Consider the following 12,976-nt stretch of genomic DNA (forward strand, 5'->3'; position numbering starts at 1 on the left):
CGAGACGGTCAGGCTTTGGGCAGGATCTTCGCCTCGAGGAAGTTCGCCACATCGTCTTCCCAGCGGACCGGGTCGATGTTCCACTCCTTGGTGTGGTGAGCCTTGTCGTAGACGGGCATCGTCACAAGGTCGCGGCGCACGGACGCCAGCGCGTGGGAGGGCGAAGACGGCACGAATTCGTCGTCGTCTGAGTGGATGAGCAGCACCGGAACATCGAGTTCCGCAGCGCGTGTCACCCAGTCCAGCCTGCCCAGATCCAAAGGCGTCTGCAGTCCGGTGATCGGACGCGCCCACGGTTGGGTGATCATCTCCAGCGTGAGTTTGGCGATGGGCGTCGGAAGCATATTGCGCCGAGCCTGGCCGTCGAGGACATTCACCCAGTCGACGACTGGACCGTCAAGGACGAGAGCCTTCACGTACCGTCTGTTCCGACCGCGGGAAGCAGCCTGCAGGGCGATGGCCCCACCCATCGACCACCCGAAGAGGACAACGTCGCGGGCGCCCTGAGACACTGCGAAGTCGATCGCTGCGTCCACGTCGATCCACTCGGTGTCGCCGAGGCCGTAGCGGGAGGTGGTCTCGACCCTGACCTCGGCGTCGTTGCGGTAGGACATGGCGATCGCCGGGACTCCCAGCGTATTGAGGATCGGGGCGGCTCGCAGGCCTTCGGCTCGGGTGCTGGCGCGGCCGTGGACCAGGATCGCCCAGGTGTCATGAGGTTCGGGATGGTCTGTGGGCAGCAGCCAGGCAGGCAGCCGTCCCGCGTCGGATTCGATCTCGATGTCCTCAGCGTTGACTCCTGCCGCCAAAGGCTCCGGGTACACGATGCCCGTCCAACGACCGCGAGAGGCACGCTTGACGTCTCCGCGGGTGACCGAGAGGATCTCTCGGGAGACGGTCCTCGACCGCGGGTCATACTCGACGATGTCACCGATCACGGCATGGCCGGCGCCCTGATTGAAGTAGAGGCCATAGGTGCCTCGCACCGTCGTCTCTTCATCGGCGGGCAGGTGGATGCGCATATTGGGCGGGAAACCGTCGATGTGAAGAATCTCGAGTTCTTCCGGCGCGTTTTCGGGAACCACGATCTTTCGCGCGAAATAGACGGCCAGCCCCGAGGACGCCACCGAGATCACGGCGCCGATCCCAGCACCGACACCCACCGAAGCCAGAAGCAGGCGAGTCGGGAATTTAGAGTCGCGAACCATGAATACCTCCTGACTTCATTGTCACCCAAGGAATGAGAAGTCTCCAAACGCTGTTGTGCAGGTCAGAGGGCTCCCAGAGCCAGCTCGCTGCTGCATCAACCATCGTCGGAGACGGACACCTGCGTGTCCGGCAGCAGTGGGACAATGGACTCCAACAGATATCGACAAGCACCGGAGGTCGCGATGAGTCAGTCGCCGAACGTCAACACACAAGACAATCCCGAGGAGATCCGCTGGCAGGACGTCCTCACTCCTGATGAATTCGCAGTGCTGCGCGAAGGCGGCACGGAGCGTCCGTTCACTGGCGAATACGTCGACACGACCAGCGTCGGAATGTACCAGTGCCGTGCCTGTGGAGCAGACCTGTTCCCCTCCGATACCAAGTTCTCCTCGCACTGCGGTTGGCCCTCGTTCTACGCTCCCCTGGCCGAGGATCGGGTCCGCTACCTCCGCGATTCGTCGATGGGCATGGAGCGCGTCGAGGTCCGGTGCGCGAACTGCGATTCACACATGGGCCACCTCTTCGAGGGAGAAGGCTACGACACCCCCACCGACCTGCGGTACTGCCTGAACTCAATCTCTCTGCGACTCGTCGACGGTCAGGAATGAGCGAAGAATCACCGCTCGTCATCAAATCCTTCGACGAGCTGACGATCACTGAGCTCTACGGGATCGTCCAGCTGCGGTCCCAGGTCTTCGTCGTCGAGCAGAACTGCATCTTCCTTGATCAGGACGGAGTCGACACGTTGCCGCAGACCCTGCACGCCTTCTACCCCGGTGACGTCAGGACCATGCAGGACACCCACGGCGCCGAGGTAGGGCGCAGTCTTGCGCCCAAGGCCTACGCCCGCATCCTCCCGCCCGACTTTCCCGACGGCCCGGCTCATGAGCCGGGAGCCCGCAGCATCAGTCGGGTCGTGACGAACCCCCACCTGCGCGGCCAAGGCTGGAGTCGGCGGCTGATCGGCGAGCTCGTCGCCGGCCACAGTCACGGACTGCTGACACTCAACGCCCAATCCCACCTCGAAAGGTTCTACACGAGCTTCGGATTCAGCCCGAATGGTCCGCGGTTCCTCGAGGACGGGATCGAGCACACCCCGATGTCACGACCGGCGGATGCTTCGTCGGCCTGAAGGGTTCCACGTGCCCGAGGTGCTTCGGAGTGCCCGGGGCGCCGCAGCGGAAAGTGAACCGAGGACTGTCGTGGCGGTTCAATCGGCGGCGTGAGATGCGTCGGCCGCGGCGATGATCTTCGTCATAGTGGAGTGAAGTTCGCGCAGCTCCGTTTCACCCATATCGAGTTTGGTCATCATCTGACCTGGGATCGCCTCAGCCGTCGCACGAAGCTTCGCGCCTGTGTCGGTCAATGAGACTTCAACGACTCTTTCGTCATAGCTGCTGCGTCGCTTCTCCACGTAGTCCAGCGCTTCGAGGCGTTTGATCAGCGGTGACACCGTTGCAGCTTCGAGGCGGAGCAGCTCAGCAATCCTCCTCACTGGCAGCGTTTCATGCTGCCACAGAGCCAACATGACCAGGTACTGCGGATGGGTCAGATGAATCGGCTCAAGCACCGAACGATAGGCGGAGATCACTGCGCGCGAGGCGACGGCCAGGGCAAAGCAGACCTGACTCTCCAGAGCCAGAGGATCGTGGGTGGTCGACATCGCTTATCATCCTTCAAAGGAGACGGATCATTTAGTTAGTGCACTAATGGTTAGTGTACAATGGATTCATCAGGTTCGCTTCAAGGGGGCCGCAGCTCGGCCCTTAGACTTCGAATGGACTCTCATGTCAGACTCACACGATCCCCAGCGACGCGTTGCGTGGCTCAATCGCTTCTTCCGCAAGATCGTCGGGCCTGCACAAGTCGACAATTCCCGTCCCGGCGGCTACTACGAGGACGAGCACCTGCGACATGAACGGCTCGACGCGATGGGGCTGGAGATGCGCACAGACGCCAATGGACACTCGTACGTGGTGGAGAAGAAGCAGCCTGAGTGAACAGTCCTCCGCTCTGATCAGCCTTCTGCTGTGATCAGAACCAGGGATCCATCGAAGTGCGAAGCGGTCCGCAATCTGCCGTACGCGATCTCCCAGCTGCCGTCGTCGAGACTGTGCTCCAAGCTCCTCACCGAACGCAGGGCCGAATCCTCTGACACGAAACTCCACGCGGAGTTCGCCTTCCGCGCTCCAGGGTCAAGAAACAGCTCCGGCCTCCCGAAATAGGCCTCGGAGAAGCCGTCGACGCAGCCGAAGGGATCGAGAATGTCGACAAAGCAGCGTCAAAAGCGCCATCGGCAAACGGCAATGACTCCGCAACGGCGTCGACGACCGGCGCCTGGTCAATCGTCCGCTGTGCCCGCATCGTAGACGAAGGTTCCACCGCGATGACCTCGCGATCATTCGGTTCGTAGGATCCGGCACCGGCACCGACGTTGACGATGTTGCGGGCATCACCGAGCGCAGCGTGGATTGCGCGAGCAAATTCTGGTTCAGGGCGCCTGAACTGCCGGTAGCCTGTACCGATCATCCCGTAGTCGGCGTCGCCGGCCGAGCCGTCTGCAGTCATCATGACCGCAGACTACATGAGCGGCGTTTCGAAAAGGCCGGTGAGAATCAGCGCCAGTCGCTGATGATATCGACGAGTTCACGGAGCGGCCCGGTGTAGAACGGAACCTCCTCGCGCACGTGAAGACGAGCCTCGGTGTTGCGAAGGTCGCGCATCAGGTCGACGATGCGGTGCAGTTCCGGGGCCTCGAAGGCCAACAGCCATTCGTAGTCGCCGAGGGCGAAGGAGGCGATCGTATTGGCCTTGATGTCCTTGTAGCCAGCGGCGGCCATTCCATGATCGCGCAGCATCGTGGAGCGCTCTGCGGGATCGAGGAGGTACCAGTCGTAGGACCGAACGAACGGGTAGACGCAGATGTACTTGCCCGGTTCGTCATCGGTCAGCAGCGCCGGCAGGTGTGCCTTGTTGAATTCGGCCGGGCGATGCAGGCCCACGACCGACCAGACCGGCTCGAGGACGCCGCCCAGCATGCTGCGACGCACTGCCGAGTAGGCAGCCTGAACGAGTTCGACGGTCGGCGCATGCCACCAGAACATCACATCTGCATCCGCACGCAGAGCAGAGACATCATAGATTCCGCGGACGACGAGGCCCTGGTCCTTCAATGGGGCGAGAGCTTCGTGGAGCTCGTCGGCGAGTTCGGCACGGTCGGCATCGCCGAGTTCGCCCGCCGAGGCGAAGACCGAGTACGCAATATAGCGCGTCTCATTGTTCGCCTGTTCGATCTGCTCGTCTGTGGGGTGCGAGTATTCGCTCATTCCTGCTCCTTCTGCTGTGTGTCAGTCTTCTGTGTACGTCAGTTCTTACACGGTGATTCTCCGGGCAACCGTCTCGGCCCTGTCGATGCAGGCGGGGATGCCCACGCCGAAGTATGCCGAACCTGCCAGTTCGAGGCCGGCGATTCCGGCGATCTCCTCATCGATTCTCGCCACCGTCTCAGCGTGGCCCGGCAGGTACTGCGGCAGAGCTTGTTCCCACCGGTGCGCCTCGGCCGCCATGAGCCGATCTGAGCGGCGATCGGCAATGGACTGCCAGTCTGCGAAGGCGCGTGCGATGAGCTCATCATCCCCGCAATCCTGCCAGCCTCCCGGCCCGTCCCCGTATCGACCGATGCTCATCCGGATCAAGGCAGTTCCCTCAGGAATGCGCTCACGCATCCAGGGCCATTTGTTCGACACGAATGTCGAGGCCTTGATGAATGAGCTCTCTGTCGGTGGGACGAGGAATCCGGATCCTTCGAGTTCACGGTCTCCGACCTCGACGAGGGCCGGGATCAGAGCGGTCGAGGCGTAGGGCACGGATGCGAGCATCGAAGCGGACTCCGGGGCCACCTCGGCGAGGAGATCCTTCGTCACATGCGCCGGGGTGGCGAGGACGACGCCATCGCAATCGACCACGGAGTCCTTCGTCGCCACCGTCCATCGGCCCCCGTCGGCTTGAACGGACGTCACCTGTGTGCCGGTGCGGATGGTGCCGCCGAGTTCTCGGATGTGCTGCTCGAGCGCCGGGACAAGTCGGTTGATCCCGCCGAGGAGACTCATGAACACCGGCTGCGGGCCCGTCCCCTCCGCACCGGCTGTTGACTGTGCGTCACGCGCAGCGAGCAGGCTCTCAACGAGGTCGAGCACGGAGGTCCCACCGAGGGCTGCCGGCAGCAGAGCGGGCACCGTCGACGCCAGTGACAGGTCGCGACACCGCCCTGCATACACTCCCCCAAGCAGCGGGTCGATGAGCGTATCGACGAGATCGGCGCCGAGGCGGTCCGTCAGGAAGTCCCCCAACGACACGTCCGAACCCTCGATCGGGTCCGTGATGACCTCATGGGCGACTCGGTCACTGACGTCGTCGCCGAGGAGTTCCCTGACCTCGGCCGCGTGGCCCGGCACTCCCATGACGGTGCGTTTGGGAATCGGGTGGAGACGTCCCTTCGACAGGACTCGGGAGCTGTGCGCCGCCTGGGGGAATTCGAGGTCCAATCCGAGTTCAGCGGCGAGGTCCTTCGTCTCCGGGCGCCGGTACAGGCTGGCTTCGGCTCCGGTGTCGAGACCCACCGGCACTGCCCCGGCCAAGGTCGTCGAGTCCAGACACCCGCCGAGGCGCGCGTCGGCCTCGAGGAGGGTGATCTGATGGTCAGGTGCCAGACGATAGGCGGTGACGAGCCCGGAGATGCCTCCTCCGACGATCGTGATATGACTCATCGCCTCAGCCCCGTGCGGACAGGATCTCTGCGGAGACGCGGTGGACCTCGGCCACGATGCGTCCGGGCACTTCGGGATCGGTGTCGGGGAGGACTCCGTGGCCGAGGTTGAAGACGAATCCTGCCTCATGGTCGAGTCCCTGTCTCACAATCTCCTCGATGCGCGGGGCCAGAGCCTCCCATGGAGCAAAGAGCAGTGCCGGATCAAGATTGCCCTGCAACGGCTGGCCCGGCTGCACGCGTGTCGAGGCATCGGTGAGGTCGACGCGGAAGTCGACGCCGACTGCTGTGGAGCCTGCTCGCGACATGGAGGTCAGGAGCTCACCTGTCTGAACACCGAAGTGGATGCTCGGCACCTCGTGATGGCGCAGCGATTCGAAGACTGCGCTGGAGTGTTCGAGTACGTGGGCTTCGTAGTCACGTCGGGACAGGTATCCGGCCCAGGAGTCGAAGAGCTGGAACGCGGAGGCTCCGGCGCCCAGCTGCACGTCGAGGAATGTCGAGGAGATCCGAGCGAGCTTGCTCAACAGAAGGGAGAAGGTCTCGGGGTCCGCGACCATGAGGGATTTTGTCTTCTCATGGTTCTTGCTCGGTCCGCCCTCGATGAGGTAGCTGGCCAGCGTGAAGGGGGCACCGGCGAAGCCGATGAGCGGAGTCTGCCCTGCCAGCTCTTCGACGATCCGGCCGATGGATTCCGCGATGTCTGGGATCTGGTCGGGTTCGAGCTCTGCTAATGCTTCGACATCGGCGCGACTGCGGATCGGATCCGCGATCACGGGTCCTGTGCCGGGGACGATCTCCACATCGACGCCGGCTGCCTGCAGCGGGACCACGATGTCGGAGAAGAAGATGGCAGCGTCCACACCATGCCTGCGCACCGGCTGCAGGGTGATCTCAGAGACCAGGTCCGGGGTGCGGCAGGCATCGAGCATCGCAGTTCCTGCACGCACCTCGCGATATTCGGGAAGTGATCGGCCGGCCTGCCGCATGAACCAGACCGGAGTGTGCGCAATCTGCTCTCCGCGCAGGGCGGGCAACAAGGTTGAAGTCATGTCCCCATCCTCCCATCTCGGGCGGATCGATGCCCATCGGATTCCGGTTTCAAGACGTTGCGTCTTGATCGCGGGCGCGGGTGAAAACTCTTGGTCCCATCACGGCGTGGACGATTCACCTCCACGGTGGCCTGATCTATCGTGGCAAGTGTGGTCAACACCTCACCTCTCAATCGCATTCCGTCGGAGTTCTCCGCCGTGACCTCGGTTCTGCGCGAAGCTCGGAACACGAACAATGTCTCGATCTCTGAGATACCGGCGCCGGCTCGCTTGGCGCCGTATTCCTACGCGCTGGGTGCCGAGGTCAGTGCCGATGAGACCTTTCTTCGCGCCAGTGGTGAAGCGATCGACGAATTGGCTACCGGCCGCATCGTCGTCCTCTATGATCCCAGCTCCCCCGAGGAGTGGGAGGGCCAGTTCCGTGTCGTGTCCTACATCCGCGCCGAGCTCGAACACGAACTCGGCAATGAGACGATGCTCGGCACTGTGGCCTGGACTTGGCTCGAAGAGGCCCTCGAAGCAAATGACTGCGAGGTCGTCGCCGCTGGAGGCACGACGACCCGTGTCCTCTCCGAGAGCTTCGGCACTCTTGCCGATCGGTCGTCCACGATAGACTTGGAGCTGCGCGCTTCATGGACCCCCGTGATCGCGGAGCCGGAACTGATCGGCGATCACTTCGAAGCCTGGATTGATCTGCTGTGCACAGTTGCCGGACTGCCACCGCTTCCTGAAGGAGTTTCAGCCCTGCCCGGGCGACGTCGATGACAACCGAACTACCGCTCTTGGCCACACCCGCTCATGGCGTTCCGCCGCTCGTCGACTCCGATGCAGAATTCTCCACGGCTTGTGACGAGCTCGCACACGGATCCGGCCCCATCGCCATCGATGCCGAGCGCGCATCAGGCATCAGATACGGCCAGCGCGCATTTCTGGTTCAGCTGCGACGCGCGAATGCAGGAACCTTCCTGCTCGATTCGGAAGTGCTTGCGGACCTCAGCCCTCTCAACTCAGCTTTCGGCGCAGATGAATGGGTCATTCACTCCGTGACTCAGGATCTGCCCTGCCTGCAGGAGCGGGGCATGCGGCCGGAGGCGCTCTTCGATACCGAGCTCGCTGCTCGCATGCTCGGATGGGACAAGTTCGGTTTGGCCGCCGTGGCCGAGAGAACTCTCGGTGTCCGCTTGGCCAAGGAGCATTCTGCTGCTGACTGGTCGAAGCGACCGCTTCCGAAGGAGTGGCTCAACTATGCCGCCCTCGACGTCGAAGTTCTGCTGCCCATTCGCGACTTCCTCCGCGAAGCACTCATCGATGCCGATAAGTGGGAGTTCGCTTCACAGGAGTTCGAACATCTCCTTGATTTCGAACCCAAATACTTCGCCGAGCCCTGGCGCCGTACGCACGGATTGACGAAACTCAAGTCACGCAAGGACATCGCCAAGGTGCGGGAGCTGTGGACTGCTCGCGATGAGATGGCGGCCGAGACCGACACCGCTCCATCGCGTATTCTGCGTGATCGGGACCTGGTCGGCCTCGCTCAGTCCCGAGTGCACTCGAGCGACGACATCATGGCAACGTGGCCCAAACTCTCCCGCGCCGACGCCGGCCGGCTCTACCGGGCCTACCGCAAAGCGACCCGACTGACGGGTGACGAGCTGCCGGGGCGAAGGGAAGTCAACGCAGCACAGACACGGACGCCGTTCAGCCACACAGATATCAAGGATCGGGTCTCAGCTCTCAAGGCTGCGATGGCAGAGGTGGCCGAGGAGCACGACATTCCTCACGACGTGCTCTTGCAGCCCGCCATCGTCAAGGCTCTCGGCGCTCAACCGCGAGTCGACGTCGAGGAGTTCCTCGTCGAGCGCGGAGCTAGGCCATGGCAGGTCGAATTGAGTGCTCCAGCGCTCAGAGACACCATCGAGACCTTGCCTGCAGCCTGAGGCTCTTGCCTGTCAGACGGCTCTGCGTGATCCCTGCTGGGCCCGGTTCCTGACCTCTGACGGCAGGATATGAACGATTTCGGAGACGATGGTGGCCACGTCGAGTCCTGCATATTCGAGGATCTCGTCGCGAGTGCCCTGCGGCAGGAACTCATCAGGGGCACCGAGTTCGAGGACACCGACCCGAGAGTCGGCCGCACGCAGGTCACTGCGGATCTGCGAACCGATTCCGCCGACCTTGACACCGTCCTCGATGACAGCAACGAGGCTGTGCTCGACAGCCATGTCGATGACTCCGCCTGGCACAGGCAGAACCCAACGCGGATCGACGATCGTTGAGGCGATTCCCTGGTCGGCCAGTTGTTCGGCCACTTCCTGAGCGCGCCCGGCGAACGGACCGACGGAGACGATGAGCACGTCTTTGGAAGAACCTGCTGGGACCTCTCGCAGAACGTCTACGCCGTCATCGAGACGACGCAGCGCTGGAATATCCGTTCCTACGCTTCCACGAGGAAATCGGATCACGGTCGGTGCGTCCTCGATGGCGACGGCTTCGGCCAGCTCCTCCGTCAGACGCGCGGCGTCACGAGGGGCTGCCAGTTTGAGACCGGGCACGATACGCAGCATCGCCATGTCCCAGATTCCGTGGTGACTGGCGCCGTCGGGTCCGGTGATTCCGGCACGGTCAAGGACGAAGGTGACCCCCTGGCCGTGCAGGGCCACGTCCATGAGCAGCTGGTCGAAGGCGCGGTTGAGGAACGTCGCATAGATGCACACGATGGGGTGCAGCCCGCCATAGGAGAGTCCCGCGGCGGATGCCACTGCGTGCTGTTCGGCGATGCCGACGTCGAAGACCCGCTCCGGGTATGCCTCGGCGAACTTTGCGAGGCCGACCGGCAGGAGCATCGCTGCAGTGACGGCGACGATGTCTTCGCGCGTCTGCGCGATCTGGAGCACCTCTTGACCGAAGACGGACGTCCATGAGGTCTGCTTCGACGGTGTCGACCTGCCGGTGAGCGGATCGATCACGCCGACGGAGTGGAACTGATCAGCGTCGTCGTTGAGAGCCGGGTCGTAGCCCTGGCCCTTCTGTGTGATCATGTGCACGATGACGGGTCCGCCGTCGTATTGTCTGGCCCGCTGAAGGGCCTTCTCAACCATCGGCAGGTCGTGTCCGTCGACCGGTCCGAGGTACTTGATGCCGAGCTCGTCGAACATTCCGGCCTGCTCCGCGCTGACCATGTCCTTGAGGCCTCGTTTGACTCCGTGGATGGCACTGTAGGCGGCGCGTCCGGGTACGCCCGACTGTCGGAGGGTCGATTTTCCCCAGGACAACAGCTTCTCGTATCCCGATGTCGTGCGCAGCTCGTCGAGGTGCTCAGCGAACCCGCCGACCGTGGGTGCGTAGGAGCGGCCGTTGTCGTTGACGACGATGATGAGCTTGCGCGGTGGTGTCGATTTGTCGGCTGCAATGGTGTTCAGCGCTTCCCATGCCATGCCGCCGGTGAGTGCTCCGTCTCCGATGACGGCTACGACGTGGCGGTCGTCTTCGCCCTTGAGCTGATGTGCCTTGGCGATGCCGTCGGCCCACGACAGAGATGCTGAAGCGTGGGAGTTCTCAATGACGTCGTGTTCGCTCTCGGCCCGGCTGGGGTATCCGGAGAGCCCATCGCGCTGGCGCAGACTCGAGAAGTCCCCCATGCGTCCGGTGAGGAGTTTGTGAACGTAGGTCTGGTGACCGACGTCGAAGAGGATCGTATCGTGAGGAGACTCGAACACGCGGTGGAGACCGACAGTGAGTTCGACCACGCCGAGGTTGGGGCCGAGGTGTCCACCTGTGCCGGCGACGGCCGTGACCAAGTAGTCCCTGATCTCCTTCGCCAGAACTTCGCATTCGGCATCGTCGAGCTCACGCAGCTGTGATGGCGAGTTCATCGACTCGAGGAATGTCATTCGGCCTCGCTCCTGAATGCACAATAGTTGGTCTGATACTGCAATTTCCGCTCGAATCATCTTAACGCCTCACGACGCAGAGTTGGTCCACTCGAGGGTGGGGCAGGCACTGATTGTGTCTGGTGGCACTCCCCTGGACGTCTCTCACAACTGTCTGATTCCGCGTGGTCTCACGTCCGACCACACAGCTGCTTAGGTGTGCGCCCTCGGATTGTCTTCGCCCTCGGCATCCCGCACCGTCGGCGCCGTAGACACCCTTTGCAGAGGGTGTTTTTGAAACTGCCGGTGCCTGATGCTCAGCGAACTGGAGGAATCGGCCGGATGAGTACGCAGCGGCACCAGCGGTGAGAAGCGCGACTGAAGGGAGGACCGGGGAGGGCCGAAGCCAGGACCAGCGACGCAGGAGCCAAAACTTGGGAAGACAGGCTACGACGAAGGCCGGTGGGTTGAACCCACCGGCCTTCGTCAATCAGGGCTGCCGTCGAAGAGGCAACAGCCTGAGATCAAGCAGTTGCGAGCTGACGCAGCACGTACTGAGACATGCTTCGATGGCCAGTCTCGCCTGTAAAGCGACTACGCAAGAACAAAACACCTGGTCAGAGAGTCAGAGCGGTCTCGAAGTCGACTACCGCTCAATTGATGAAGCACGTCAGTCAACATGCTTCCATTGCGGCAACTGACGCGAACCGGCCGGCTTGTGGACATCGACCCCGTAGTCGAGCGGTCACGATCACCAGCAATGAGCCGACCTTACGGCTGTGTCCGGCACCGACTGCCGAATTGTTGGCACTGGATGGGCCGTCCGTGGCGGCAGTCGAGCGCAGCGACGTGGAACACGCAATTTGTGTGTGACACCAGCGTCTCGGATGACCAGATCCACGGCTTTCGCTCGCGGTACCACGTCACTGGTCCACGACTGCTCCGTCAGCCCCAAGTCGCGACAGTGTCTCAACCCTAGTGGCTGGATTTCGGCTCGCTATCTCGAAGTCCAGGTCAATGCCTATTCCAGAACCAGTAGGAACGGATACATGACCGTCGACGGTCTCGGGTATCGGACTAAGCATCGCGGTCTGGTCGAACTCCTGCCGTTCGCTTTGGTTTGAAGCGGTGTACCTTTCTGTGGCGGAAGCGACCGAGTGATCGGGCAGCTCCATTATTCCCAGATTCGCGACTGCACTGGAGACTTGCAAACATGCAGCGGTGCTCACTGGACTGAGCGGATTATGAGGAACAACTTTTGACCCGACGGATTCCGCAATGGCAGCGATCTTCATGGCACCTGTAATGCCTCCGGCCAAGCAGACACTGATCCTCGTGTAAGCCAGTGGATAGCGGCTGAGCAACATCTGGAACTCCTCAGGCGTATGCAACCGCTCCCCCGTCGCTACCGGTACCGGCACTGAGGACGCGACAAGCGCCATCGAGTCGAGGTTGTCCGGACGGACTGGGTCCTCGATGAACATCGGCATCACGTCTGCGACAGCTTGGCCGAACGTCACGGATTCGCTGATGCTCAGTCGCCGATGCAGCTCGACGCACAGATCGAGTCCGTCCCCGACCTCGGCGCGGAGAGTCTTGAGCACACTGACTGCCCCGCTGACGTATTGCGCATTCGACGTTTCCAGCCTCTCGCCGCGGTCAATGTCGAGGAAAGGCGACAGGTGCCCCACCGCCGTATAACCTTCATTCTGTGCCTTCTTGCAGTCATTGATGAGCTCATCGACAGTTGCTCCGGCAACGTGCTTGTACACCCGCACTCGTTCTCTCGCTGCCCCGCCGAGGAGTTCATGAACAGGAACGCCGAGACGCTTTCCCGCCAAGTCCCATAACGCGATGTCGATCGCGCTCAACGCCCCCATAATGACGGCACCACGGAAATGGTATGCACGATACATGAACTGCCAGTGGTGCTCGATCCTCCTCGGATCCTGGCCGACGAGGTAGTCGGCGAAAGTCTTCACCACTTCGGCTGCGGCCTCCTAGTAGGCCCAGGCACCGGACTCACCGACACCGTGTAGACCGTCATCGGTTTCGATGCTGACGTAGAGAATCCGGTTGAC

Annotated in this window: 14 protein-coding genes; 5 read left to right on the plus strand and 9 right to left on the minus strand. The window is 62.4% G+C overall.

The genetic code is table 11. From position 1 onward, the window contains the following. Positions 1-8: 8 nt before the first annotated feature. Positions 9-1,208 carry an alpha/beta hydrolase gene (locus JTF07_RS19435; protein ID WP_204235819.1) on the minus strand — a complete coding sequence of 400 codons (1,200 nt, stop codon included), beginning with the start codon at positions 1,206-1,208 and terminating at the stop codon, positions 9-11. Between the two features lie 183 nt (positions 1,209-1,391). Between JTF07_RS19435 and msrB the strand changes: the two genes are divergently transcribed. Together msrB and JTF07_RS19445 are read left to right on the plus strand one after the other, a co-directional pair. Then, positions 1,392-1,817 carry a peptide-methionine (R)-S-oxide reductase MsrB gene (gene msrB / locus JTF07_RS19440; RefSeq protein WP_143921867.1) on the plus strand — a complete coding sequence of 142 codons (426 nt, stop codon included), beginning with the start codon at positions 1,392-1,394 and terminating at the stop codon, positions 1,815-1,817. Continuing rightward, positions 1,814-2,341: a GNAT family N-acetyltransferase gene (locus tag JTF07_RS19445; protein WP_204235820.1), complete on the plus strand. Its 528-nt coding sequence runs from the start codon at positions 1,814-1,816 to the stop codon at positions 2,339-2,341. Before msrB ends, JTF07_RS19445 begins: the two co-directional genes overlap by 4 nt. Positions 2,342-2,419: 78 nt before the next feature. Here JTF07_RS19445 and JTF07_RS19450 read toward each other — a convergent pair whose 3' ends face one another. Further along, on the minus strand, positions 2,420-2,872 hold the full coding sequence (locus tag JTF07_RS19450) for a MarR family winged helix-turn-helix transcriptional regulator (protein ID WP_204235821.1): 453 nt from the start codon (positions 2,870-2,872) through the stop codon (positions 2,420-2,422). Between the two features lie 124 nt (positions 2,873-2,996). On the opposite strand from JTF07_RS19450, the gene JTF07_RS19455 reads away from it, so the two are divergent. Beyond that, complete coding sequence (locus JTF07_RS19455) at positions 2,997-3,209, plus strand: hypothetical protein (RefSeq protein WP_143921870.1); 213 nt, start codon at positions 2,997-2,999, stop codon at positions 3,207-3,209. Positions 3,210-3,226: 17 nt separating this feature from the next. Here JTF07_RS19455 and JTF07_RS20540 read toward each other — a convergent pair whose 3' ends face one another. Genes JTF07_RS20540 through hemE form a run of 5 tightly spaced genes read right to left on the minus strand, consistent with a single transcriptional unit; the run spans position 3,227 to position 7,026 of the window. Further along, a complete protein-coding gene (locus JTF07_RS20540) occupies positions 3,227-3,367 on the minus strand; it encodes a hypothetical protein (protein ID WP_252199977.1) in 141 nt (46 codons plus the stop codon). Then, positions 3,337-3,780, minus strand: coding sequence for a class I SAM-dependent methyltransferase (locus tag JTF07_RS19460; RefSeq protein ID WP_353844036.1), 444 nt, complete (start codon positions 3,778-3,780; stop codon positions 3,337-3,339). Before JTF07_RS19460 ends, JTF07_RS20540 begins: the two co-directional genes overlap by 31 nt. A 44-nt stretch (positions 3,781-3,824) precedes the next feature. Next, a complete protein-coding gene (gene hemQ / locus JTF07_RS19465; RefSeq protein ID WP_204235822.1) occupies positions 3,825-4,535 on the minus strand; it encodes a hydrogen peroxide-dependent heme synthase in 711 nt (236 codons plus the stop codon). Positions 4,536-4,580: 45 nt separating this feature from the next. After that, positions 4,581-5,975 (minus strand): protoporphyrinogen oxidase, encoded by a 1,395-nt coding sequence (gene hemG, locus JTF07_RS19470; RefSeq protein ID WP_204235823.1) that lies wholly within the window; start codon positions 5,973-5,975, stop codon positions 4,581-4,583. Positions 5,976-5,979: 4 nt separating this feature from the next. Next, a complete protein-coding gene (hemE, locus tag JTF07_RS19475; RefSeq protein ID WP_204235824.1) occupies positions 5,980-7,026 on the minus strand; it encodes a uroporphyrinogen decarboxylase in 1,047 nt (348 codons plus the stop codon). A 150-nt stretch (positions 7,027-7,176) separates the two neighbouring features. Between hemE and JTF07_RS19480 the strand changes: the two genes are divergently transcribed. Next, entirely contained in the window at positions 7,177-7,791 is a 615-nt protein-coding gene (locus tag JTF07_RS19480) for a DUF3000 domain-containing protein (RefSeq protein ID WP_143921874.1), read from the plus strand. Continuing rightward, positions 7,788-8,963 carry a ribonuclease D gene (locus JTF07_RS19485; protein ID WP_204235825.1) on the plus strand — a complete coding sequence of 392 codons (1,176 nt, stop codon included), beginning with the start codon at positions 7,788-7,790 and terminating at the stop codon, positions 8,961-8,963. The genes JTF07_RS19480 and JTF07_RS19485 overlap by 4 nt, the downstream gene beginning before the upstream one ends. A 12-nt stretch (positions 8,964-8,975) precedes the next feature. Here the strand turns inward: JTF07_RS19485 and dxs are convergent, their stop codons facing one another. Next, positions 8,976-10,916, minus strand: coding sequence for a 1-deoxy-D-xylulose-5-phosphate synthase (dxs, locus tag JTF07_RS19490; protein ID WP_204235826.1), 1,941 nt, complete (start codon positions 10,914-10,916; stop codon positions 8,976-8,978). Positions 10,917-11,818: 902 nt separating this feature from the next. Then, a complete protein-coding gene (locus JTF07_RS19495; RefSeq protein ID WP_204235827.1) occupies positions 11,819-12,880 on the minus strand; it encodes a mandelate racemase/muconate lactonizing enzyme family protein in 1,062 nt (353 codons plus the stop codon). Between the last annotated feature and the right edge of the window lie 96 nt (positions 12,881-12,976).

It is taken from the genome of Brevibacterium sp. RIT 803 (assembly GCF_016892625.1).
Lineage (GTDB): Bacteria > Actinomycetota > Actinomycetes > Actinomycetales > Brevibacteriaceae > Brevibacterium.